Origin of the sequence: Vreelandella subterranea (genome assembly GCF_900111305.1) — a bacterium.
Classification (GTDB): Bacteria; Pseudomonadota; Gammaproteobacteria; order Pseudomonadales; family Halomonadaceae; genus Vreelandella; species Vreelandella subterranea.
Genome location: NZ_FOGS01000001.1, coordinates 268,141 through 292,363 on the forward strand (window position 1 = coordinate 268,141; position 24,223 = coordinate 292,363).

The 24,223-nt window shown below is 54.8% G+C and carries 17 protein-coding genes; 7 read left to right on the plus strand and 10 right to left on the minus strand.

The annotated features are described in order from the left end of the window. Window positions 1-67 precede the first annotated feature (67 nt). On the plus strand, window positions 68-1,423 hold the full coding sequence (mgtE, locus tag BMX75_RS01195) for a magnesium transporter (protein ID WP_085919694.1): 1,356 nt from the start codon (window positions 68-70) through the stop codon (window positions 1,421-1,423). Between the two features lie 80 nt (window positions 1,424-1,503). Here the strand turns inward: mgtE and BMX75_RS01200 are convergent, their stop codons facing one another. The 9 genes from BMX75_RS01200 to BMX75_RS01245 form a co-directional block, all read right to left on the minus strand. Further along, window positions 1,504-3,222 (minus strand): purine-cytosine permease family protein, encoded by a 1,719-nt coding sequence (locus tag BMX75_RS01200; RefSeq protein WP_092824517.1) that lies wholly within the window; start codon window positions 3,220-3,222, stop codon window positions 1,504-1,506. A gap of 246 nt (window positions 3,223-3,468) precedes the next feature. After that, entirely contained in the window at window positions 3,469-4,632 is a 1,164-nt protein-coding gene (locus BMX75_RS01205) for a Gfo/Idh/MocA family protein (protein ID WP_092824519.1), read from the minus strand. 553 nt (window positions 4,633-5,185) lie between these two features. Further along, window positions 5,186-6,688, minus strand: coding sequence for a CoA-acylating methylmalonate-semialdehyde dehydrogenase (locus BMX75_RS01215; protein ID WP_092824523.1), 1,503 nt, complete (start codon window positions 6,686-6,688; stop codon window positions 5,186-5,188). A gap of 25 nt (window positions 6,689-6,713) precedes the next feature. Then, window positions 6,714-7,613 (minus strand): myo-inosose-2 dehydratase, encoded by a 900-nt coding sequence (iolE, locus tag BMX75_RS01220; RefSeq protein ID WP_092824525.1) that lies wholly within the window; start codon window positions 7,611-7,613, stop codon window positions 6,714-6,716. Window positions 7,614-7,668: 55 nt separating this feature from the next. After that, window positions 7,669-9,519: a 3D-(3,5/4)-trihydroxycyclohexane-1,2-dione acylhydrolase (decyclizing) gene (iolD, locus tag BMX75_RS01225; protein WP_092824527.1), complete on the minus strand. Its 1,851-nt coding sequence runs from the start codon at window positions 9,517-9,519 to the stop codon at window positions 7,669-7,671. 51 nt (window positions 9,520-9,570) lie between these two features. After that, window positions 9,571-11,490, minus strand: a complete 1,920-nt coding sequence (locus BMX75_RS01230) for a bifunctional 5-dehydro-2-deoxygluconokinase/5-dehydro-2-deoxyphosphogluconate aldolase (protein ID WP_092824529.1) — start codon at window positions 11,488-11,490, stop codon at window positions 9,571-9,573. 251 nt (window positions 11,491-11,741) lie between these two features. Then, complete coding sequence (iolG, locus tag BMX75_RS01235) at window positions 11,742-12,752, minus strand: bifunctional inositol 2-dehydrogenase/D-chiro-inositol 1-dehydrogenase (RefSeq protein WP_092824531.1); 1,011 nt, start codon at window positions 12,750-12,752, stop codon at window positions 11,742-11,744. A gap of 14 nt (window positions 12,753-12,766) precedes the next feature. Next, a complete protein-coding gene (locus BMX75_RS01240; RefSeq protein WP_092824533.1) occupies window positions 12,767-13,669 on the minus strand; it encodes a sugar phosphate isomerase/epimerase family protein in 903 nt (300 codons plus the stop codon). Between the two features lie 38 nt (window positions 13,670-13,707). Next, complete coding sequence (locus BMX75_RS01245; RefSeq protein WP_092824535.1) at window positions 13,708-14,529, minus strand: TIM barrel protein; 822 nt, start codon at window positions 14,527-14,529, stop codon at window positions 13,708-13,710. A gap of 382 nt (window positions 14,530-14,911) precedes the next feature. Between BMX75_RS01245 and BMX75_RS01250 the strand changes: the two genes are divergently transcribed. The 6 genes from BMX75_RS01250 to BMX75_RS01275 all read left to right on the plus strand — a co-directional run bounded on the left by BMX75_RS01250 (window position 14,912) and on the right by BMX75_RS01275 (window position 21,364). Further along, window positions 14,912-15,775, plus strand: a complete 864-nt coding sequence (locus tag BMX75_RS01250; RefSeq protein WP_092824537.1) for a MurR/RpiR family transcriptional regulator — start codon at window positions 14,912-14,914, stop codon at window positions 15,773-15,775. Window positions 15,776-16,033: 258 nt separating this feature from the next. Next, entirely contained in the window at window positions 16,034-16,951 is a 918-nt protein-coding gene (locus BMX75_RS01255; RefSeq protein ID WP_092824539.1) for a sugar ABC transporter substrate-binding protein, read from the plus strand. 54 nt (window positions 16,952-17,005) lie between these two features. Then, the gene (locus BMX75_RS01260; protein ID WP_092824541.1) at window positions 17,006-18,556 is read left to right on the plus strand and encodes a sugar ABC transporter ATP-binding protein; all 1,551 of its coding nucleotides are present in this window, start codon (window positions 17,006-17,008) and stop codon (window positions 18,554-18,556) included. Window positions 18,557-18,594: 38 nt separating this feature from the next. Further along, complete coding sequence (locus BMX75_RS01265) at window positions 18,595-19,626, plus strand: ABC transporter permease (RefSeq protein ID WP_422822041.1); 1,032 nt, start codon at window positions 18,595-18,597, stop codon at window positions 19,624-19,626. Window positions 19,627-19,689: 63 nt separating this feature from the next. Continuing rightward, window positions 19,690-20,493: a 5-deoxy-glucuronate isomerase gene (iolB, locus tag BMX75_RS01270; RefSeq protein ID WP_092824545.1), complete on the plus strand. Its 804-nt coding sequence runs from the start codon at window positions 19,690-19,692 to the stop codon at window positions 20,491-20,493. A gap of 127 nt (window positions 20,494-20,620) precedes the next feature. Continuing rightward, a complete protein-coding gene (locus BMX75_RS01275; RefSeq protein WP_092824547.1) occupies window positions 20,621-21,364 on the plus strand; it encodes a sulfite exporter TauE/SafE family protein in 744 nt (247 codons plus the stop codon). Here the strand turns inward: BMX75_RS01275 and BMX75_RS01280 are convergent. Further along, window positions 21,361-24,054, minus strand: coding sequence for an EAL domain-containing protein (locus BMX75_RS01280; RefSeq protein WP_092824549.1), 2,694 nt, complete (start codon window positions 24,052-24,054; stop codon window positions 21,361-21,363). The two genes, BMX75_RS01275 and BMX75_RS01280, sit on opposite strands and share 4 nt — an antisense overlap. Window positions 24,055-24,223 lie beyond the last annotated feature (169 nt).

A 24,223-nucleotide genomic window follows, 5' to 3' on the forward strand; every position in this document is an offset into this window, starting at 1 on the left:
TGATAGAGCGCCATCAAGAGCTTTCAAGTAGCTGTGTTGACGATCAATTTGCCTAAGGATGGACGCTATGCGCGATGATGAAAAATATACCAATACCGAAGAGCAGTTGCTTTATCTTCAAAAAAGCCTGGATGAAGAAGATAGCACCGCTCTGGAAGCGCTATTTGCCGAGCTGGACATCCTGGCCATTGCGCGCACCCTTGAATCTTTTCCCGCTAAAACCCGCGATCGGCTTTGGGAGTACATCCCTGGCGAACTCATCGGCGAGGTATTGGCAGAAGTCGATGAAGACATCCGTGCTGACTATATCGAAGATTTATCGGCAAGCGATGTTGAGCAGATCGTCAAGGGCCTGGATGCCCAGGAAGTGGCTGAAGTACTGGACGTTGCTGACGAAGCCATCAAGACCAGCGTTTATGCCAGCCTGGACCAGGAAATTCGCGCCCAGGTCGAAAACCTGCATGCCTATGAAGATGATGTGGTGGGGCGATACATGGACCCCGAGACGGTCAATGTAAAGCAGGGTGTCTCGTTAGAAGCCGTGCAACGCTATATACGCATCCACCAGCTGCTCGACGATGAATCCCAGCAAATCATGATCACGGATAAAGATAAGCGATTGCTCGGCACACTGACGCTGATTGATTTGATCAAACAACCACAAAGTGCCGTGGTTGATGATTATATGGATGATTTTTTTACCCTGAATGATCAAATGAAAGTCAGTGATGCAGCGGCGTTATTGCGCTCCAAAGAGCTGCCCTTTGTGCCCGTGTGCGATAGCGATGGATTGCTGGTTGGGCAGTTGAACTCCGCCGATGTATTAGAAATCACCCAAGATGACGCTGATATGACCCTGAAGCACATGTCAGGCGTCAGTGACGAAGAAGAAGTATTCACCCCCATCATGCGCAGTGCTAAAAGCCGCGGTATTTGGCTGGGTATTAACCTGTTGACCGCTTTTTTAGCCGCTTTTGTGATCGGTCAGTTCGAAGCGGTGCTCGATCAAATCGTGGCATTAGCCATCCTGATGCCTGTCGTTGCCAGCATGGGCGGCATTGCCGGTAGCCAAACCCTGACGGTCGTGATCCGCGGCCTCGCGTTGGGCCAACTTGCCGGTAACAACAAACAGTGGCTGTATAACAAGGAACTCTGGGTAGGCATGAGCAACGGTCTGGTGTGGGCCCTCGTCGTCGGGTTCATTTCCTATCTGTGGTTCAGTGACTTACTGATCACGCTGGTCATCACCCTGGCCATTTTTATCAACATGAGCCTCGCCAACTTGTCAGGCGTGCTGATTCCGCTGGTGTTGAAAAGGCTGCAGATTGATCCAGCGCTGTCCGGCGCAGTCATTTTAACCACCGTCACCGATGTGGTCGGCTTTCTATCCTTTCTGGGGCTGGCGACGCTGATTATTCTGTGACCCTTTATCGGGGCTGATGTAGAGCGCCACATACCCCGGCGCTCTGCCTTTCCCCCTGGAACTTCGTGTCACTCACCCCTCTATCGAGTTCGAGGCCCTCGCCTTTTTTTCATCCACAGGGTAGCAGCAATAAAGTAGAGTACGGTTGGTACCACAATGAGTGCTTGGAAAGTGTCCAAGTGCGCCGTGGCGTCCACGCCCTGGAACCAAGACCAGCCCGCTATTCCCAAAATAGCCACTAAACACGCCACCGCTATAAGGTACCAAGGGTTCCGTCTCTGCACTGGCAGGCGTTCCGGCGTATCAGCGCCCGGTTGCTCAGGTGGGTTAAGTGGCCCATACGCGGCCTGATAAACATCGACCTCTTCTTTAACAATATCCCGCTGAAAATGGCACAGCAGTGGGTAAATAATAAAGCTTGTCAGCCACACGGGTATAAAGAGCGTGAAGAGGTGTAGCGAGCCCTCCAATAAAAGTAGCACCCCAACTAGGACACCAATGCCCCAGGCCATAAACGCAGGACGATTGTTGGCAAGCCCCAAATGCTCACGCCAGAACGGGCGGATCTTCATTCGGGGCAGTAAAAAGTGCTCCGCCGCAATGATGGCACCCACCGGGGCAATCAGCATGATGAAGTAAGAGAGCACATTGAGCCACTGAGTGAACACAAAGGGGAAGCAGGCAATTAGTGTGGTTACCACACCTGTAATAGCGGTAACCCGTACGCGTGAGTGCTGAGTAAAAACCGCCTGAAAAGCGAGCCCCGCACGGTAGAGGCTTGGGATCGACGTGGTCCAACCGGCGATCACTACCGCCATTAATCCCATGGCACCAAGGATCCTAAAAGAGACACCACCTGGGTCCATTTGGGTAAGCTGAGAGCCTGCCAGAAGCGCCGCTGTTGCCCCCATTAAACCTGCACATACCCATGCCATATAGTGACCAATGTACATACCTGCGGCGGAGAAGTAGCCATACGAGGATTTGCGGGCAAAACGCAGGATAGACATATCACTCATCCCCAAGTGCATCGGCAGGTTAGCGCCCCAGGCCCAGGCCGCAATCACCCACACCGATATACCAGGGGCTCCCTCTGGCGTCTCTCCCGTCCAAACAAAAGTATCAACAACACCTGCCAGGGTGGTCAAACCGTCTAGCTCCCCCATATGTAGCAGAACGGGAATCGTCACCACCCCACTGGCTAAAAACATGGTGGCCATCCAGGGAGAGCAGACGGTTGAAAAATTAGCGATTAGCTTGAACCCCTTGAGTGTCATCCACACGGTAATAGCGCCCACAAACAGCACCAGCGCTACGAAGCTAATGCTCTGGGGATACCAGGCGGTTTGTGGCGGTATCGTCGTTACCACTCGGAAAGCGGAGGCTGATACTGTAATCATCGCCCCCGAGACCACGGCAAAAATCAAACCATTCAGAAGGTTATAAATGAGAGAGAAGCGCTTGCCAGCCAACCGCTCCAGATACCAGTAGATGGTCATTCGTGAACGTACGGCGACCGGGCTACACACCCAAGCCCATGAGAGCACAGCCAAAAGATTACCCATTAGCAGCCCCCACAATAGATCACTGGTGCTAACGCCCAGCGCCACTAAAGAAGCACCGATCACAAACTCAGTTCCCGCCACGTGCTCCCCTGCATAAGCGCCAAGAAAGTATTTACCACTCAGTTGGTGGCTAGCGGGAATTCGCTGATGTTCCAATTCGTCTGTTTGGCGTGATGTTGCCGGTGGGGCGCTGCCACTTCCTGCCGTCGACATTGCTGGCGTGTGGGTGCTCATGCGCATCTCCTCTTGTTGTTGGGGGCTATAAGCACTGAGAGTTTTGCAAAACGTAAACAATCAGATTTAATGGAATTTATATTCTATAATTTTTAATATCAAATATTTAATTCCATACTTTGGTCGACCTCCAACCGTTACGCCCACGCTTTGGCAATACCCGCGCCAGGGCCACCGCCGATCATGCCAATGCGTATTTTTGTTGATGCCATGTTGCTCTCCTTATCGCCAGGGCGTCTTTAGGGTTTAGATGCGAACCCATTGACGGCTATGGGCGGACTCATCCATGGCGGTGATGATGCGCTGGTTGGCGCGGCCAAAGGCAAAGTTGGGAAAGCAGTCGTCCTGGTTAGCGATACCCTGGATCAGGTCGTGCACCTCGATCACTTTGGCGTCGAAAAAGCCTAGCCCGCCACCGGCGAAGTCAAAGTCAAAGAAAGCGCGGTACTGCGGCACCTGGGAGCCGGCCAGCAGGGTTTTGAAACCGCGGTCATGCTTATCGTCGTTAAAGCGGTATACCTGCAGCTCGTTAAACCGCTCACCGTCCATATACAGTGTGCCCTCAGTACCGGAAATCTCCCAATACACGCCAAACACTCGGCCAGCCGCGAGGCGTGAACTCTCGATCACCCCGGCCGCGCCGGAGGTAAACTTAACCAGCGCCTGGGTCTGATCATCGTTTTCCACTCGACGCATTTCTGCGTGTTTATCGACCTTGCTGGCGTAACCGGCATCGCTGGTCGGCACTGGGCGTTCTGCAATTTGCGTCTGCGCCTGGCAGTTAACCTCTTCCAGGTCGCCCATTAAAAACTGTGCCACACTAATAATATGTGCGCCTAAATCCCCTAGCGCCCCGGTTCCCGCGCCTTGACGAGAGCAGCGCCACGACCAGGGCAGATCAGGATCATTAAAGAAGCCCTGGTCAAACGTTCCTCGGAACCGAATAGGGCGGCCAATTTCACCGGCGTCAATCAACTGCTTGGCCAACAGCGCGGCCGGTGTTTTGATGTTGTTAAAGGCCACCATGGTTTTCACACCCGCCCGCTCGGCCGCCTCATGCATTTCGCGAGCCTGGTCATCGCTCATGGAGAGCGGTTTCTCACAGTAGACATGCTTGCCTGCGGCGATAGCGGCCAGCGCCATTTCATGGTGCAGCGCGTTGGGGGAGGTAATATCGACCACATCTAGATGGGGGTCATCAATCAGTTGGCGCCAATCGCCGTAACTTTTCTCGAAACCGAGGCGTTCCCGTGCGGCTTCAGCCACGTCTGCCCCTTGATCAGCAATCGCGTATAGCCGCGGCGTTAATGGTAGGTCACGGTAGAGAATCCGCGCGCGGTGATAGGCGTCCGCATGCGCTTGGCCCATAAAACCACTACCGATCAAGCCAATATTTAGCGTCTTAGCCATGATAAAGTCACCTAAAGTTAGTAGTCGTAAGCGCCGCTTTTAGCACTCCGCTAAGAGGGGGTGATGCACTGAGTCAGCGGTTTTCGAACAGCCGTGTCATTCGGCGATAAGCAATCACGGCCATCTCTTTTTTGGGGGGCTTTGCGCGAGTCTTGCTCAGCCTCCAAGATCAACCAGCCCTGATAATCAGGGTTGGTGGCAAACTCAATGAGGGGCGAAAAAATCCAGGTAGCCATCGCCCGGCAGGGTGAACATGCCATCGCGTACGCCTTGGTTGAGTTAGCGGGTTAATGCCTAACCGCAGCTGATGGGGTGCCAGTAGGTCAGCTATCGTATTGGCCATGTTGACCTCTTATCGTTGTTGTTTGAGTGCTTTAATCGTCGACGGCACGTACGGTATGCGTCTTTCTATTCCGTTGGGAACTTGTCGAGCAAACAAGTGCAGTGCCGCCGAGGAGGGTTGGCTTATGGGGGCGAGCAGGCTCGATTCATTTGAAGACACCGGCGCTCAAGCCGCCGGTGCTGTCAAAATTACGTCAGGTGTTATTGACGCTTAAAGCGTAGGCATCGTGAAGTGGTTGGTCTCTTCACGGATACCGCTGGGCCAGCGCTGGGTAATGGTCTTCATGCGCGTGTAGAAACGCACGCCATCGGGGCCGTGCATGTGCAGCGGGCCGAACAAGGAACGCTTCCAGCCGCCAAAGCTGTGGAACGCCATGGGCACGGGAATAGGAACGTTAACGCCGACCATGCCGACCTGAATCTGCTCGCAGTATTGACGCGCGGCATCCCCATCACGGGTAAAGATCGCCGTGCCGTTGCCATACTCATGCGCGTTAACCATGCTGACTGCTTCATCGAAGCTTGCCGCGCGGGTAATCGCCAGTACCGGGCCAAAGATCTCTTCAGAGTGAATGCGCATACCGGGTTTAACGTGATCAAACAGCGTGCCGCCAATAAAGAAACCATCACCGGCGCCGTCCACCGCCGTTTTGCGGCCGTCCACCACCAGTTCAGCGCCTTCGTCCACGCCGGCTTGAATATAACCTTTGACCTTTTCCAGGTGATCACGGGTCACCAGCGGGCCCATATCGTTATCGGGGCCATCGACCAGGCCAGGCCCGACGCGCAGGTTCGCGAGTTCAGCTTCAAGCTTCTCGCGCAGCTTCTGGGCGGTCTCCTCGCCCACGGGCACCGCCACCGAAATGGCCATGCAGCGCTCGCCAGCGGAGCCGTAAGCGGCGCCCATCAGTGCACTAACGGCTTGATCAAGATCGGCATCCGGCATGATCACCATATGGTTCTTGGCACCGCCCAGGGCCTGCACACGCTTGCCATGTTTTGATGCCGTGGCGTAGATGTACTCGGCAATCGGGGTAGAGCCCACAAAGCTGACGGCTTGAACACGTTCATCTGTCAGCAGCACATCCACTGACTCTTTATCGCCATTGACGACGTTGAAGACGCCATCCGGCAGGCCCGCTTCTTTCAGTAGCTCAGCTAAGCGCATCGGCGTGGAAGGATCCTTCTCTGACGGTTTCATGACAAAGGTATTGCCGCAGGCGAGCGCAATAGGGAACATCCACATGGGTACCATGGCGGGGAAGTTGAACGGCGAGATACCGGCGCAAACGCCCAGCGGCTGCATCATCGAGTAGCTATCCACCCCAGTGCCGACGTTCATGGAGTGCTCGCCCTTCTGCAGGTGCGGAATGCCACAGGCAAACTCGACCACTTCCAGGCCTCGGGTCACTTCGCCTTTGGCGTCAGAAAACACCTTACCGTGCTCGCGGGAAATCAGCCGCGCCAGCTCATCGGTGTGCTCCTCGACCAGCGCCTTGAACTTAAACAGAATACGCGAGCGCTTTAGCGGAGACATTTTCGACCAAGTAGCAAAAGCCTCATCGGCAACGCGCACGGCTTCCTGGGTCTCCTGCGCAGAAGAGAGCGCCACCTGCAGGCGCTGCTCGCCAGTAGCGGGATTATAGACAGGCGCGGTGCGGCCGTTTTGGCTCGCAACCGCCTGACCATTGATAAAATTACCTAAGATACTCATCGCTCAACTCCTCCTGGTGTTCGTTTTACGCATCCACGGTTAAGCGGGCTTCGGCGCAGAAACGGCGTAAATTTTCATGCCCTAAACAGGCGTAGGTCAGCGGGTGGGCCACAGCGGGATCCTGCTCCGCCTCTACCACCATCCAGCCCGAATAGTCACTCTCCCGGAGCCCTTCAAATAAGGTGGTGTAGTCGATATGGCCATCGCCAGGCACGGTAAACATGCCGTTCAGAACGCCGTCGAGAAAACTGAGATCCCGATTCCGCAAATCCGCCAGTACGTCTTTGCGGATATCTTTGCAGTGCACATGATTGATGCGATCCGCGTACTTCTTCTGCAGTACCACCGGATCGCCTCCCGCTGCCACCAGGTGCCCGGTATCCAGCAGCAGCCCAACCGAGGGAGAGGCTTCGGCCATCAGCCGATCAATCTCATCAGGCGTTTCGATCACTGTGCCCAAGTGGTAGTGGTAGGCGATTTGTACCCCCTGCGCCAGGCAGTAATCAGCGACTTGGTTAAGGCGCGGTATCAACGTCTTCCACCCCTCCTCACTCATGCGCGGCGAGTGCGAAAGAGGCGTGTCGCGCTCGCCGTGCACGCAGTGCGTCACTTCACAAAACACCATGACGCTGGCGCCCAGCGATTTGAGCAGGTGCAGGTGCGGCTTGAGCGCTTCAATCTCGTCCTCGGCACTGCGGGTCAATAATTCGCTGCTGTACCAGCCTGAGACTAACGAGAGGCTGTGCTTCTCAAGAATGGGCCCAAGCTTTTCTGGCACTCGGGGGAACTTATGGCCTAGCTCGAAGCCCGAAAAACCTGCCTGCTTACCTTCCGCAAGGCAGGTGTCCAACGGTGTATCACCGCCTAGCGCGGGCATATCATCGTTAGTCCAGGTAAGTGGGTTAATACCGAGTCTTACGCTCATGGTGGTCTCCGTCACTGTTGTTATTTAAAATTCAAACCAAGTAGGTGTTACAGCCTTAAAGGTTCTGGAATTGGCGCGCTTTGTAAGCCTCATAGCGTTCGCGGGCCGTATTCACTTCGGCGCGTTCGGAAACCTCTGGCACCGCCACATCCCACCAGGCACCACCGTCCTGGGTATCGGTCAAGCCATCGGTATCGATAGCAATCACATAGCTACGGTCAGCGGCCTTGGCACGCTCGAGCGCTTGTTCTAATGCCTGGATATTGCCGACCTGCTCGCTGAGTGCGCCCAATGCGGCCGCATGCGCCGCGAAGTCGGTCTTGGGCGCGCCTTCGTCAACGCTCAAGCAGTCCTCCAGCATGTTGTTAAAGCCGGGCCCGCCGCAGAACTGCTGCAGACGATGAATACAGCCATAGCCACGGTTATCCAGCACCACGGCAATGATCTTGTGACCCAACATGACGGAGGTGGCGATTTCTGAGTTGAGCATCAGGTAAGAGCCATCGCCTACCATCACAAACACCTCGGAGTCGGGTTTGGCCATCTTGACACCGACACCGCCAGCTAACTCGTAGCCCATGCAGGAGTAGCCGTACTCCATGTGATAACCGCGATCAAAACGGGTGCGCCACAATTTCTGCAGCTCGCCAGGCAAGCCACCTGCCGCACACACCACAATGTCACGCTCGCCTGCCGCGCGGTTAACAGCGCCGACCACTTCTGCATCGCAGGGTAGGTTATTGCCACGGTCAGCGGTCACCTTATCGACGGTCTGGTTCCAATCAGCGCGAAGTCCAGCGGCTTGCTCAACCCAGCTCGCTTCTGGCTGCCAGCCCTCAAGCTCAGTGATGAGCTCCTCAAGGGTCAGCTTGGCATCGCCTACCAGCGCCTGCCCCTTGTGCTTAACCGCATCGAAAGAGGCCACATTGATGCTTAGCAGCTTGGCACTCGGGTTAATCATGGCGCGGGAGCCAGAGGCGAAATCCCCCAGTCGGGTACCGACAGCAATAATCAGATCCGCCTCGGCCGCCAAGGCGTTGGCAGCCGCGCCGCCGGTGACGCCAATCGTGCCGACGTTCTGGGTGTGATCCCACGGTAGCGCCCCTTTGCCCGCCTGGGTCTCGCCTACGGGGAGGTGATATTGGCAAACCAATGCATCAAGGGCGGGCAGTGCCCCTGAGTAGTGCACGCCGCCCCCCGCCACCAATAGCGGCTTTTTGGCCTGGCGGATAAGCTGAACCGCACTCTCCAACTCATGGCGATCTGCTGACTGGCGACGCAGCCGGTGCACCTTCTCGGCAAAGAAGTGCTCGGGATAATCAAAGGCGAACGTTTGGATATCCTGAGGCAGTGCCAGGGTAACCGGCCCGCACTCTACAGGGTCTGTTAGTACGCGCACCGCTTGGGGCAGAGATGTGAGCAACTGTTCGGGGCGGGTGATGCGGTCAAAAAAGCGGCTGACCGGTTTGAAACAATCATTAGAGGTCAGCGTATGATCGTGAAAGTTTTCCACCTGTTGAAGAACCGGGTCAGGCATGCGCGTGGCAAACGTATCCCCAGGCAGAAATAGCACCGGCAGGCGGTTGACATGCGCCACCGCCGCCGCCGTCACCATGTTGGTAGCGCCAGGGCCAGCGGAGGCTGTGCAGGCCATTACCTGCTGACGGTTTAGCGTTTTTGAGTAGGCAATGGCGGCATGGGCCATCCCTTGCTCGTTATGAGCGCGATAGGTGGGCAGTTGCTCCCGCGCCTGATAGAGCGCTTCGCCTAGCCCGGCGACGTTACCGTGGCCAAAAATGGCCCAAATGCCAGGAAAGAGCGGCTTAACGTCACCCTCTATTTCTACTTTCTGAGCCAGCATATAGCGCACGACGGCCTGCGCCATGGTGAGTCGAATCGTGTTCATCGCCTTGTCACTCTTGTCATAAACGGGAATGCACTTGTCATAAAAGGGGCACTAGGCGGCGCGTTGGCGCTGCTGCCAGGCATCAACCAGGGCCATATAATTGGCCAGCACCGCTTCGATCAGCTGCTCATCGCTATACTCACCCCGTAGCCAGCGGCGGCTTGGCTCACCAAAGATGGTGCGACCAACGGCAAAGCCTTTACACACATCGACGCCAGCGCTGTCTATTAAGCCTTTCTTAAGCTCGTCTACCGGCGCATCCAAGCCCAGCATGACAACTCCACGACAATAGGGCGCGCGCGCTTTCAGCAGCGTGCTGATCCGCTGCCAGCCGGCCGGCGTTTGCGGTGGCAACTTCCACCAGTCGGGCTGGACACCAAGATTGTAAAAACGCTGCATCGCATTGATGAACATATCGTCATCGGCAGCCATATCCCGCGGCGGGATAATTTCCAGCAATAATTCATTGCCCGACTCGGCACAGGCGCGATAAAGCTCCATCACTTGCCTTTCCTGGACTTGCCGCAGGGCCATTTGATCTTCCGGGTGGTAGAAAACAAGGCACTTGACGATATGTTCCTTAGGCCACTGCTGAAGGCGTGAGCCGATACTGCGCCCGCCTTCCAGCTCGATGGGCCGGGAGCTAGGCAGCTCCACCGGCCTGGCGATCCACCAGCCTCGTCCGGTGACATCGTTAAGCGCATCCTGGCCGTAGGTATCATCAATCAATACCCCCACGCGGCTGTTTCCCAATTGCTCGCTACCACGCTCTGTCGCTTTCACCAGCAGCTGCTTCAAGTAGGGAATTCTGGCGACATCGCCACCTTCTTCACGGGCCATATCAAAGAGCTGTTTGCGGTGATCAAACGCCATAATGCACAGATCATCCCATTGCTGGGGATTCCTTTGAGTGGTCACGCGATGCAGGTAATTAAGCCGGGTATCCAGGTCTGGACGGGCAATGGACTCCGCTCTGGAAAGGTAATCGTCAAGCTCTTCGGCACTGGGAATCGCCGGCGCACAGCCGTGGCGGGAGACCACAAGCGCCCCACAAGCGTTAGCATACCCACAGCTGCGCTCGTGAGGTTCATTACGCAGCCAGCCTCGCAAGAAGCCGCTCATAAAGGCATCGCCTGCCCCCAGGACATTAAGTACATCGACGCGTACGCCAGTATGTACTTCGAAATGGGCTTCACTGTCAGGGATATCGCCATCGAGCACGGTACACCCCTGGGCGCCGAGCTTGAGCACGATAGTAGCGTCCGTCAGCTCTCGAATGCGCTTCAGTGCCGTAATGGTATCGGTACTACCGCCCGCGATATGCACCTCCTCTTCGGTGCCTACCACCAGATCGAGGTCGGGCAGAATGGTCTGTAAATGGCGACTAACCCCTTCATCAGAAATAAACCGGGTTTCTCCATCGCCCAACGTGGTTAACCCCCACAGCACCGGGCGGTAGTCGATATCCAGAATGACCTTTGTACCTGCCGCTTTGGCGTACTCGATCGCCGTTTTGCTGGTCTTGTAGGTTTGTTCTGTTGAGAAGTGCGTGCCGGTAATCAGTAGCGCGTTGCTAGAGGCAATAAATTCGGGCTCGAAGTCACCACTGTCAACGGCCATATCGGCACAGTCATTGCGGTAAAAGATCAGCGGGAACGTATCGCGATCTTTAATACCCAGCACCACCATTCCCGTTAGCCGCTCTTTATCCGTCACCACATGGCTGGTATCCACACCGGCTCTAGCCAGCTCTTCGCGTACGAAGCGACCCATATGTTCATCACCCACGCGGGTCAACATCGCTGTTTTAAGCCCCATGCGGGCCGTTCCATAGGCGATATTGGCCGATGAGCCCCCCAGGTATTTGGCAAAGCTGCTCATATCCTCCAAGCGGCTACCCACCTGGTTGCCGTATAAGTCAACAGCCGCTCGACCGAGGCAGATTAGATCCAGTGTCTTGGTCTTATTCATGGCATCACATCCTACGTGTAGCCAGTCCCTCACCCACTGACACTTGTATAAGAAGCAGCGTTGCCGTGGCGTTTCAGGAATGGGCATTGTTATTAGCGAGTGTGGATTTCAATATAGAATTTATATTCCAAATAATCAATATTTGAAACATGCAATCCATAATGCTTTGGTTGTACGCACAGCAAAAAATGATGACTTATAAAAAAGGCTCCGTGCATAGCAACGGAGCCGTATATGAGGCGCGCTAAGCGTTATGCGTAAAACGCCGGTCGCTCAGGCATATCAATTTGTTCAATGGCGCCACTCTCCTGTGCTTTGACACACACATCGCCTGCAATGGCGGCCGCATATCCGTCCCAGGATGAAGGCCCCTTCAACTCACCAGTGGCGACACCATCAATAAACGCTTGCAGCTCGACGTCAAACGCCTCACCGAAACGTTTTTTCCAATCCATGAGAATCTCATTGGAGCGCTGGCCAGCCTGACGAAGCTGCAGCGATTGAGGTTCTGGTAGCCGGGCAATCCCCTCTTCACCCACAACGTCACATTGAATGTCATAACCGTACTTGCAGTTCACAAACACTTCGACGTCAATTCGCACGCCTTTGACGGTCTCAAGCAGCACGATCTGAGGGTCTTCCACTTTGCTATGAGCATGGCGCGTCTTGCGGGGAAAGAGCACCTGAGCACTTTTGTAGTCGTCGTCCAGCAGCCAGCGGAACGTATCCAGCTCGTGAATCAGCGTGTCGTGAATCGCCATGGGCGTCACGTAACGCTCAGGCACTTCTGGGTTGCGATGGGCCGCATGCACGATCAACGGCTCACCCAGTCGGTTGCCATCGATCGCCGCTTTCATCATCTGATAGCCGCTGTCGTAGCGGCGCATAAAGCCAACCTGGACGAGTCGCTTGCCTGCCTGTATTTCGGCATCAATGATATGGCGACAACCCTCAGCAGTGGTCGCCAGGGGTTTCTCGCAAAAAACCGGCTTGCCTGCATTGATAGCGGCCAATACATACTCTTCGTGGGTTGGCCCCCATGACGTCACCATCACGGCATCAACGTTGTCGGCACTAATCAGCGCCTGACCATCTTCATAAACCTGTGCTTCGACACCCAGCCGATCCACCACTGCTCGGGCTTGATCGAGGTTAACGTCAGTGACCGCGACAATCTCGCCTCCGGTCAGCTGCTGAGTGATACGGCGCGCATGTTCTTCACCGATCATGCCGGTGCCGATGATTCCTATTTTGACAGACATCGTTGTTTTCCTCGTTATTTCCAGTATTTGTCAACGTAGCTCTGAATCTCGCCGCGCATGAAACGAGATGACTCTTCAGCTTTTTCTTCCCAAGCAAACACACAGGAGGTCATGATGCCGTCGAAGCCCACATCTGCGAGGGTTTTAAAGAAAAGGTCCCAGTTCACTTCACCTTCACCGATGTTAAGGTGCTGATGGACGCGAGCAGTGGAGCCTGGCGGGTTGATGATATAGCGCAGACCAGACGACGCTTTGTGGTTGAAGGTATCGGCCACATGAACGTGCGCCAGAACGGGAGCGCAGTCACGGATCATTTGCTCCATGTCATCACCGAAATGAAACGTATGGGGTGCGCAATAAAGGAATTTGACGTTGTTGGAATTAACTGTCCGAATCATGTCAACTGCCGGGTGAAGCGTTTCCACGAAATCGTCCGGGTGCGGCTCAACATTGAGCTGAATACCCTCACGTTCAAAGATCGGTACGAGTTCCTCCATGGATCGCCACCATGAAGCTTCACTAGATTCAGTGGTTGCCCCACCCTGGCAGCAACTGGAGCAACTGCCTCGCTCAGGATGTGGACCCCGGCCCATCTCGGAATTCATGGTATCGACGCCAAGCTCCACAGCGATTTCAATGGCTTTTTTCCAGTACTTAATCGCTGCTTGGCGCTCATCTTCGTGAGGGCTTGCCCAACGATACATAGGCAGCAAAGAAGACAACTGAACGCCATGATCTTTAAGCGACTTCTTAAACGATTGTAGCCGCTCGGGGTAAACGCGCGGATGTACAAACCAATCCAGAAAATCCGCACGCGGCGAAAGCTCAATATATTCATACCCCAAGTCAGCCGCTAAGCGAGGCAAATCATCAAGAGGCACATGACGGTGCATGAACGGATCCAAGGCGATTTTCATAGTAATAAGCCCTACCTGTCTTAGTTGTTGTATCAGCGTTACAAGCTGGACTGAATGAACGCCATGCTGTCGCGTAGCTCAGCAATGGGGTCCTCCAGCGTGTGTACCGATTTGGCAAAAGGTTCAAAAGAGATGTACCCCTCATACCCTTCACTCAGTAATTGACGTAATTGCGCGACATTATCGAGACGGTCACGCCCGCCAACCAGCACACGATGGTCGTCCAGCATATCCTCGAAGGTAATGTTGGAATCATCCAGGCCTGAAATGTGTACTAATCCTGTACTCTCTGTAAAAAACTCGGTTTCACCGGCACCTTTATGATGGAAAGTATCGTGTACTAATGAAAAGCGAGAGCCTAGGTTAAGCGCCTTAATGGCATCGACCACCTCACGCTTGGTGCGCAACGTGGAAATAGGAAAACCCAGAGGCTCAACAAAGCCCTGTATATTGTAACGTCCTAAAATTATATCCAGAGCGCTAAGTGCTTGTTCGAGATTTGCTTGCTTTTCTTTCCCACTAGCGTTGGTGTCTGCGTCTACCAAAGGGCAAAGCACCAACCCATGACCACCGGCAGCATAAACCTGCTGAGCCAAAGCCTCTGCCTGACTCGCACGCTCATCGTTCCATACATTAAAAGGATAAAGCGCATTGATACTTAGCACGTGAATACCCATTTCATGCGCTAACTCACCCGCGCGTCTTGCGGCATCAAGGTCGAGGATGCTGTTCGCTCCCACGTCATTACGTAACTCAACAGCCCCTACGCCCATTTCGACGGCGGCTTCAATAAGCTGCTGAGGTGACCAGCGCGGGTTCACCATATGATTAAGCGAAAACATTGGGGACTGCTTCACCATGACGACCTCCGGTGTTCGTTATATTGTTGGGAACCCCAGCGTTTAGGTTTGTATCTACCTAAAAACTGACAGGATTGTTTCGGACACTAGAATAAAAATTCTATTCAATCAACAAACAGAATATTCGATCTCTATCGACCACTAACCATATATCTAAATTTTATCAGCAAAATCAAAAATTTATATTCAAAAAAAGCATCGGCAAATATTGCCATACTCGACTAAAGCAGCAATTCAAAGCATCGTTGGTATTTGCTTTACCGTACTTATTGGTCAACGTTAGGGTTCTATACCAAGGAATGGATAGAATTTTTATTCTCTATTCATTACGCTGTTCATTCAAAAAAATGCATTCCAAGACGCGACCCGCAAGGCGGAGACTATGAGTCAAACACCCCAGGACTTCTCATCGCTTGAAGAACGTATTACCTCGGACTACCCGTCACTAAGCCGTCGCCTGCAGCAGACCGCCCGCTTTTTGCTCGATAACCCTCAGGAGGTGGCGTTTGCTACCGTGGCGCAGCTTGCTCAGCAGGCAGGAGTCACGCCTTCTACACTGATCCGTTTCTCTAACAGTTTCGGTTTCTCCGGCTTTTCGGAAATGCAGCAATTATTCCGTGCACGGCTCTTTGATGAATTACCCAATTACAACGAACGCATTCATGCAGTGCGCACTGCAACAGGTGAAACACCGGACAGTACACAATTGCTATGGGAGTTTGCCGATGCTAATCAAGAGGCTCTCAGCCAGCTTCCAAACCGGATTAATTCACAGCATTTAGAGCGCGCTCTGGATATTTTCGAAAAGGCTAGGGCCATTCACATCATGGGGGCTCGCCGCAGCTTTGTCGTTGCAAGCTATATGTCGTATGCCCTACACCACATCGAAAAACCTGCCTTTCTAGTCAATGGATTGGGCGGTATGTACAGCGAGCAGGTAAAGGCTATCGACCACGAAGACGCGTTACTAGTCGTGAGCTTTGCACCTTACGCTCAAGAGTCGCGTAATGTGGCGGAAGAGGCTCACCGCCGCGGTATTCCGCTTGTCGTCATCACTGATTCGAATCTCAGTCCTTTAGTCCCGTTAGCTGACGTTGCATTGCTAGTGCATGAAGCCGAAGTCAAAAGTTTCCGCGGCCTCACCGCTTCTCTCTGCCTCACCCAGACGTTGGCCATTGCTTTAGGCATGCGTCAAGACAAAGCTTTGGACCGCCAACGCAGCAGCGATGATGCTGGAAACGCCTGACCCAGCAAAAATGGATTGGAATGTCCGCGCCCGGCTCCTTGTAGCCGGGCGTTTTTTGTTTTGGATACCGACTATTTCACTACTTAGGGGACAACGCTTTTAGGAACAGAAATTCCACCTAGACCAAAGTATAGAATAATAATTTTGCATTTATTCAAAATGGAATCTAAATTCCATATTCGAGGTTTACAGAAACCTAACATCCACTAGAAACCTATTCAGACCCGACCAAAACAATAATACTTAGGAGATACGTCAATGAAACGCCTACTACTCGGAGCCGCCATTCTCGCCACCTGCTCCTCTGCCACAGCTCAATCCATTGGAGTCTCTGTCGCTTGGTTCGACGACAACTTCCTTACTTCCATGCGCAACGCAATGGAAGCCGAGGCAGAAGACCAAGGCTACGATATTCAGTTTCTGGACGCCCAGGGCGATATCGGCCGACAGCTGAGCCAGACACAATCCCTAGCCGCCCGGGATGTCGACGCCATCATCATCAATCCCGTTGACACTGCCGCTACCGGAATGATGACCGATGTTGCCATAGAGAACGACATCCCACTGGTTTATGTGAATCGCCAGCCGGAAGGCGATGACCTGGAGCACGACAATGTCGTTTTCGTCGGCTCCGACCAGAAACTTTCGGGAACTTTGCAGATGGAGGCACTGGCCGAAATGCTTGGCGGTGAAGGCAACGTCGCCATAATGCTCGGCGAGCTTTCTTCAGGTGCCACTCATAAGCGCACCGAAGGGGTTAAGGAAATCGCCGCAGAGTATCCCAGTATTGAGATTGTCGCAGAACAGCCCGCCAACTATCAGCGCACCGAAGCCATCGACTTAATGACCAACTGGATTGTTGGCGGTCAGAAGATTGATGCCATCGCCGCCAACAACGACGAGATGGCCATTGGCGCCCTCAATGCCATGCGCCAGTTGGGTATTTCTCCTGATGAGATACTGGTAGGCGGGATTGATGCCACTCAGGATGCACTTTCCTCCATGCAGCGCGGAGAGCTTGCCGTTACCGTCTTCCAGGACCCAATTGGTCAGGGTGGCGGCGCAGTCAAGTCTGCCATTGCCTTAGCTGAAGGCGAGAAAGTTGATGATATTAACTTGGTCCCCTTCCAACTGGTTACCCCCGAGAACCTTGAAGACTTCATGACCAATCAATGAGGTGTTCGGCCCGCGGATCGGCGGGCCAGCTCTCAACTCTCAGGAGAATCCAGCATGGCGACAGTGACTGCTGAAGACACGACTTACGACAACGCCGATTTCATTCTTGAGGTAGCCGATGTCCGTAAGGCCTTTCCTGGTGTAGTAGCGCTGGACAATGTCCAGCTCAAGATCCGTGCGGGCACAGTACATGCCTTGATGGGAGAAAATGGCGCTGGCAAATCGACGCTGATGAAGATTATCGCTGGCGTTTATATTCCCGACCAGGGCGAGATACGGCTGAAGGGCAAGCCGCTTCAATTACATGGCCCGTTGGATGCACTGAAAGCCGGAATTGCCATGATCCATCAGGAACTCAACCTGATGCCTTATATGAGTATCGCTGAAAACATCTGGATTCGCCGCGAGCCCCTCAATGCCTTTGGCATGGTTAACCACGACAAAATGCACAGGATGACCGAGTCACTGTTTGAGCGTCTAGGCATTGAGATGGATCCTGAAACACAAGTCAGACACCTCACGGTAGCCGGTCGCCAAATGATCGAAATTGCCAAAGCGGTCTCCTATGAGTCCGATGTCCTCATTATGGATGAACCCACCTCGTCCTTGGCTGATCGAGAGGTAGAGCACCTATTCCGCATCATCAATGACCTGCGCTCACAGGGAAAAGGCATCATTTACATCACCCATAAGATGGATGAGGTATTTGAAATCGCAGATGATATTTCCATCTTCCGTGATGGCCAATTCATCCATTCAGCTGCCGCGAGCGACATGACCTCCAACGAGATCATCAAGCTAATGGTGGGTCGTGAGGTGACCCAGATGTTTCCCAAGGAGGAAGTGCCTATCGGCGATGTAGTGCTCTCGGTGGAAGACCTCTGCTTGGAGGGTGTCTTCTCTGACATCAGCTTTGATGTGCGCGCCGGTGAAATTCTGGGCCTTGCGGGTCTTGTAGGGTCGGGACGTACTAATATCGCCGAGACACTATTCGGAGTGACGCCGCCAACATCAGGCCGCATTGCGATTGATGGGAAAGAGGAAATCATCAGCTCACCTCACCAGGCAATGCTCCGCGGCTTGGCGCTACTTACTGAAGACCGTAAGGAGACCGGCTTGTTTCTGGGTCTTTCGGTCGAAGAGAACATGGAAATGGCGGTATTGCGAGACGGCTACACCCGGGGGACGTTCGTTGATCAGAGCCGACTTGACCAAGAGTGCGACTTGATGAAGGAACGCCTAAGCGTCAAAACCCCTTCCATGGACGAACGCATCGGCAACCTTTCAGGAGGAAACCAGCAAAAAGTGCTGATCGGCCGATGGCTGATGACCAAGCCACGTATTCTGATCCTTGACGAACCCACCCGCGGGGTCGATGTCGGTGCCAAAGCCGAAATTCACAAGCTGATCACTGAGCTCGTCAAGCAAGGCGTCGCCGTGATCATGATCTCTTCCGAACTACCCGAAGTTTTAGGCATGAGCGACCGCATCATGGTGATGCATCAAGGCAGGGTGACAGGTTTCCTCGGCCGTCGTGAGGCCAACCAGGTCAACATCATGGAGCTCGCCTCATCGCCGGTTGCGCCACCGGCTGTTAACGCCTGATCACTTTCCCGGCCATAGGTATCAATGAGGTAAAAACAATGAACAACACAATGGAAACCACCGATCGCCTAGAGGTGATCAAGAAGCGCAAGAAAAAGATTCCCACTGAAATCAGCATCTTTCTTGTCTTGGTGGGTATTGCAATACTGTTCGAGATTCTAGGCTGGATCGTACGTGGCGACTCTTTCCTGATGAATCCGCAACGCCTTCTGATCATGATTCTTCAGATGTCGATTATCGGCATCATCGCCATCGGCGTTACCCAGGTGATTATCACTGGCGGCATTGACCTTTCATCGGGGTCGGTACTCGCCCTGACGGCAATGGTCACCGCGAGCTTTGCCCAGCAGTCAGACTACCTCCGTGCTGTCTACCCAGCACTCACTGATCTGCCATGGGTAGTACCCTTATTGGCAGGGCTCTTGATCGGTGCCTTGGCGGGCTTGGTCAATGGTGCCTTGATCGCTTTTGCCATGATTCCGCCCTTCATCGCCACCCTGGGCATGATGGTCAGTGCTCGCGGCATGGCCCGCGCCTATACCGATGGCCAGCCAGTAAGCATGCTGACCGACCAATTCACCTGGATCGGCTCTGGCGCCAACCCGGTCATCATCTTTCTTGCGGTGGCAGTGCTGTTTCACATTGCCCTCAAATATACCCGCTACGGCAAATATACCTACGCCATTGGCGCCAACCCACAAGCGGCCCGGGTGTCGGGCATTAATGTGCGCCGCCATCTCATCATGGTCTATGCCATTGCGGGGCTTCTGGCGGGTCTAGCTGGTGTCGTGGCATCAGCCCGTGCAGGGACAGGGCAGGCAGGCATGGGGCTTATGTACGAGCTGGATGCCATTGCGGCAGCTGTTATCGGTGGTACTAGCTTAGCCGGTGGCGTAGGGCGAATCGCAGGTACCGTGATAGGGGCACTGATCCTTGGCGTCATGCTGAGTGGTTTCACCTTCTTGGGTGTCGATGCTTACTACCAGGATATCGTCAAAGGCGCCATTATTGTTGCCGCCGTCGTCATCGACCAATATCGCCAACGCCGTCGCTTAAAAGCAGCCGCGTAACCGTATCCTTTAACATTATACATTTCATTTAAGTAGTATTTACCGATAGATAAAGGAGCAATCATGAGTTCTCTCCTGGTACGACCCACCGCCCCAGACGCACAAGGCACCGTGATTGACGTTACCCCCGCCTCCGCTGGCTGGACGCATGTCGGCTTTCGGGTGCATAAACTCGCCAAGGGGCAGCGTCTGGAAGCCAGCAGCGATGATCAGGAAGTCTGCCTGGTGCTGCTCACAGGGCGCGCCAATGTGACCTGCGGTGAGCATCGCTTTGATGATATCGGCAAGCGCATGGATATCTTTGAACAGATTCCACCCTACGCGGTGTACCTACCCAATGGGGTTAGCTACGCGGTGGAAGCGACCACCGATCTTGAGCTAGCGGTGTGTGCGGCCCCAGGGCATGGCAATCATGCGCCACGCTTGATTGCACCGGACAACATCAAGCAGAGCACCCGTGGCCAGGGCACGAACACCCGCCATGTGCACGACATTTTGCCGGAGACGGAGCCCGCCGATAGCCTGCTGGTGGTCGAAGTATTCACCCCTGCGGGCAACTGGTCGAGCTACCCGCCCCATAAACACGATGTGGATAACTTACCCCACGAATCGCAGTTGGAAGAGACCTACTACCACCGCATTAATCCCCCTCAGGGCTTTGCCTTTCAGCGCGTCTACACCGATGACCGCAGCCTTGATGACACCATGGCGGTAGAAAACGGCTGCTGTGTACTGGTACCCAAGGGCTATCACCCTGTTGGTGCTGCCCATGGCTACTCGCTTTATTACTTAAACGTGATGGCCGGCCCCAAACGGGTGTGGAAATTCCACAACGACCCCGACCACGAGTGGCTAATGAAAACTTGATGGAGTGACGCTTCGCCCGCTAACGTTCATCTAATGCTATGCTGTGGTGCCCCGCTTCTGCGGGGCTTTTTATTGAACACGGATATCCAAGAACTGATACCCGAGAACTGATAACCGAGAGAGGCGTATGCTCCCCGACTACTCCGTGATCGCCTGGCTGTTAATCGTATTTTCCGTGTACCTGACCGGCGTTTCCAAAGGCGGCTTTGCGGGTGGTTTCGGCACGCTGTCGGTGCCGCTGATGGCGCTGGCGATCAGCCCGGCTCAGGCAGCGGGCCTTTTATTACCGCTGTTACTGGTGATGGATGTGTTTGCGGTGAAGGCGTGGTGGGGCAGGCAGGCGGTAGCCGAGGTATGGCGTTTTGTGCCGGGGCTGTTCATCGGCGTGGCAGTAGGGACGCTGCTGTTCGACAGCCTGAGCGAACAGGGCTTGCGCCTGACCCTCGGCGTGATCACCTTGATGTTTGCCGCTTACATGCTACTCAAGCCCGTCGCCAAAAAGCCCATTTCCTCCCGATGGGCATTACCGGCGGCGAGCATCTGCGGGTTTACCAGCTTCATGGCTCACGCAGGTGCACCACCGCTCAACGTGTACCTGCTGCCGCGCAAGCTGTCAAAAGAGACGTTTATCGCCACCTGCGCCGTCACCTTTGCCGTGGTCAACGTGATCAAGCTGGCCCCGTACATGTGGCTTGGTGAGATTAACGTGACCAGTGCCTGGGCCTCGCTGGTACTGGTGCCCATTGCCTGGATCGGCGTGCGCAACGGCCTGTGGCTGCAAAGTCGCGTCAACGAAGTGTTGTTCTACCGCTTGGTTATTCTGGCGATGTTTTTAGTCGGTTTTAATCTGATTTGGCAAGCGTTAGGCTAGCGGCCCAACCATACCGCTGCAAACTCATCGGCCGGTTTGGGCCGACCGAACAAAAACCCTTGCGCTTCGAGGCATCCCATTTCGGCCAGCAGCTCGGCCTGCGCCTGATGCTCGACCCCTTCCGCCAGGGTTTTCATTCCCAGGGCATCGGCCATCGCAATGATGGTTTTCACAATGGCGCGGTCATGCTGATTGTCGAGCATCTCGCGTACAAAGGAGATATCGATTTTCAGCGCGTCGGCGGCAAAGCGTCGTAGATAGGCAAGCGATGAATACCCGGTGCCAAAATCATCGATAAACAGGACATACCCAGCATCGCGCATCCTCTGGGTAATCTCGACCGCCTGGTCGGGGTCGCGCATGAAGTCGCTCTCGGTGAGCTCCAGGGCCAACGCCGACGCGGGCACGCCTTGTGTCAGTTCAGCAATATGCTGAGCCAACTGTGGATCGGCAAACTGTTGCGCGGCGATATTAATCGACAAGCGCCCTGGCAGTGCTGCCATCCCTTGTGATTGCCATTCAAGGAGCTGCCTGGCAGCCTCCGCCAGCACCCAATCACCCAACGCGCTAATCAGTCCGCGCTCCTCCGCCAATGGGATGAATTCCCCCGGGCTTATCCACCCCCAGTCGGGCTCGTACCAGCGACACAACGCCTCCGCGCCCGCCAGTTGGCCAGTCTTCAGATTGACTTGGGGTTGGTAATAAAGCGCCAGGCGGTTTTCCATCAGCGCTTGGTGGAGCCGCTCGGTCATTTTCTGACGGCGGCGCTGTTGACGCATCATGTCGTAGCTGAATGGGCAGACGCTGCCATCACGCTTGGCGTGGTGCAAGGCAATACTGGCCGCCTTGAACAGTTCGCTCGCCACCGTCGCATCCGCAGGGTAACGAGAGAAACCCACACTCACTTCCAGATTGAACGCGTTATGCCCCAATCGGATGGTTTCAGCGACGGCCTCACGAAGGTTGTCCAGCGTTTCGGCCAATTCGGCCTCGTCAGGGTTATCCATCAGTATCGCGAATTCATCGCCGGATAAACGCGCCAGGGTACTGCTATCAGGTATGGCATCCTGCAGGCGACCTGCGATCGTCGCCAACAGCTGGTCGCCCACCTGATGGCCATGGGTATCGTTGACCTCCTTGAAACGGCGGATATCGAGCAGAATCAAGCTTAGTGACTGATGGTGCCTGGCTGCTTCGCGCAGCATCCGGGTTTGAACCTCCAGGAAGCGAACGCGGTTCGCAAGCCCCGTTGTGCCGTCCGTATACGCCAGCTGGTGCATACGGCGCTGATCGCGGCGGCGCTCCAGTTCCGCCGCGGCGCCGGTCGACAAAATGCGTAGCACTGAGGTCGCGAAGGCGTTGGTGGTAAGCGGCTCTCGATAGAACACCATCATCACGCCTATGGCTTCACCGTGGGCATTATCGAGACGTCGGCCTATCCAGGCCTGGGCCTGTATGGCATTTCCGGGTATCGGCGTGTAGTGGCCACTATGCGCAACGGCCTCGCGCTCCATTACCACCTGTTCGCAGGGTGAACCACTCAGCACGAAGGTCTGATTATTCAGGGGCGCACCGTCTGCGACAAGACTTACCGTTGTGACGGTGCCCGCCGGGCGATAACGGTCACCCGCCTCATGAGGTGACCGATTGAGCAGCGCGATAAAGCCGCCGTCAGCCTCCAGTAATTCCACCAGCGTGCTGATCAACTGCTGAAAGTAATCGTCGCCCACGTGCGACGTGACCGTTGAAGCCACCTGCATTACCGCCTGCTGAACACGCTGGGCTTCCTGATGATCAGTCACATCTGTGATAAACCCTTCCAGGCAGACAATCTTGCCCGCCTCCAGCACTGCTTGCCCTTGCTCCCACATCCAGCGGATTCGGCCATCGCGATGATGCAGGCGATAAACCACCTGGTAAGGACGTCTGTCGCGAATGGCCGCCTGCACCTCGTCAAACATTCGCGCTGCATCTTGGTCATTGATCAGTTCAGCAAAGCTGATGAGGTGGTTGCCCACCAGTTCGTGGGGGTGATAACCGGTTAGCGCCTGTGCACCCTGGCTGACCAGCTGCATGGTCCAGTGCTCATCGTTAAGGCAGCGGTAGGCCATTCCCGGCAGGTGATTGAGCAGCGTATCCAGGCGCCGCTCGCTTTCCCTTGCCACGGCCTCGCTGGCCTTGAGCGCCTCCTCCGCCTGCTGGCGGCCAAGCTCGGCACCGGCTTGCGCCGCCGCAATGCGTAGCACTTCCCTGGCGAGGTCATCCAGCGCCATGGGGGCATTTTTTAATAGCGCCAGTAGTCCGATCGTTCTCCCGTCCGCTGCCAACAACGGCAGGCCCATGTAACTATCGGCTCCCAGCGCCGCCAGCAGATGATCATCCGGAAAGCGCTGTTGCACATCACAGGGATATAAGCACGGTTCGCGCCCCACGACGGTCTCACAGGGTGTACCAGCCAATGGGTAGACGACATTGGGCATATGCATTCCGTTGGACCAAACCGCCAGTGTTTCGACGACACTCGCCTGTGTGCCATTTTCGGTATTAACGTGGGCCACCAATGCATGATCCACGCCCAGCAAGGTGGCCAGCCGCTCCACGAGCGTTGGGTAAAACTGAGGAGTACCCGTTTGCCCCATCCCTTCAGCCAACTGCCGAAAGATATCGGCCGCTTCAATCCCCGTCTGCATTGGTTGTCTCGCTGCCCAGTTTGAATCAAGCTTATAGTGAACCGTCTTGACGGTGAAGCCCTGACACTAAACGCTTGGCTAATATAGGCTACACCTACCGAAGGTATTAGCTTGCTTTCCAACGATATAAGATGAAAAAAATCAATTGGCCCTTTAAGCTAGCATGAGC

Excerpts from the sequence above, each read along its gene's own strand:
- BMX75_RS01200 (WP_092824517.1), bottom strand. The coding sequence starts at position 3,222 with ATGAGCACCCACACGCCAGCAATGTCGACGGCAGGAAGTGGCAGCGCC.
- BMX75_RS01280 (WP_092824549.1), bottom strand. The coding sequence starts at position 24,054 with ATGCAGACGGGGATTGAAGCGGCCGATATCTTTCGGCAGTTGGCTGAA.
- iolE (WP_092824525.1), bottom strand. The coding sequence starts at position 7,613 with ATGAGCGTAAGACTCGGTATTAACCCACTTACCTGGACTAACGATGAT.
- BMX75_RS01260 (WP_092824541.1), top strand. The coding sequence starts at position 17,006 with ATGGCGACAGTGACTGCTGAAGACACGACTTACGACAACGCCGATTTC.
- BMX75_RS01250 (WP_092824537.1), top strand. The coding sequence starts at position 14,912 with ATGAGTCAAACACCCCAGGACTTCTCATCGCTTGAAGAACGTATTACC.
- BMX75_RS01275 (WP_092824547.1), top strand. The coding sequence starts at position 20,621 with ATGCTCCCCGACTACTCCGTGATCGCCTGGCTGTTAATCGTATTTTCC.
- iolG (WP_092824531.1), bottom strand. The coding sequence starts at position 12,752 with ATGTCTGTCAAAATAGGAATCATCGGCACCGGCATGATCGGTGAAGAA.
- BMX75_RS01240 (WP_092824533.1), bottom strand. The coding sequence starts at position 13,669 with ATGAAAATCGCCTTGGATCCGTTCATGCACCGTCATGTGCCTCTTGAT.
- iolB (WP_092824545.1), top strand. The coding sequence starts at position 19,690 with ATGAGTTCTCTCCTGGTACGACCCACCGCCCCAGACGCACAAGGCACC.
- BMX75_RS01265 (WP_422822041.1), top strand. The coding sequence starts at position 18,595 with ATGAACAACACAATGGAAACCACCGATCGCCTAGAGGTGATCAAGAAG.
- BMX75_RS01255 (WP_092824539.1), top strand. The coding sequence starts at position 16,034 with ATGAAACGCCTACTACTCGGAGCCGCCATTCTCGCCACCTGCTCCTCT.
- BMX75_RS01205 (WP_092824519.1), bottom strand. The coding sequence starts at position 4,632 with ATGGCTAAGACGCTAAATATTGGCTTGATCGGTAGTGGTTTTATGGGC.
- mgtE (WP_085919694.1), top strand. The coding sequence starts at position 68 with ATGCGCGATGATGAAAAATATACCAATACCGAAGAGCAGTTGCTTTAT.
- iolD (WP_092824527.1), bottom strand. The coding sequence starts at position 9,519 with ATGAACACGATTCGACTCACCATGGCGCAGGCCGTCGTGCGCTATATG.
- BMX75_RS01215 (WP_092824523.1), bottom strand. The coding sequence starts at position 6,688 with ATGAGTATCTTAGGTAATTTTATCAATGGTCAGGCGGTTGCGAGCCAA.
- BMX75_RS01230 (WP_092824529.1), bottom strand. The coding sequence starts at position 11,490 with ATGAATAAGACCAAGACACTGGATCTAATCTGCCTCGGTCGAGCGGCT.
- BMX75_RS01245 (WP_092824535.1), bottom strand. The coding sequence starts at position 14,529 with ATGGTGAAGCAGTCCCCAATGTTTTCGCTTAATCATATGGTGAACCCG.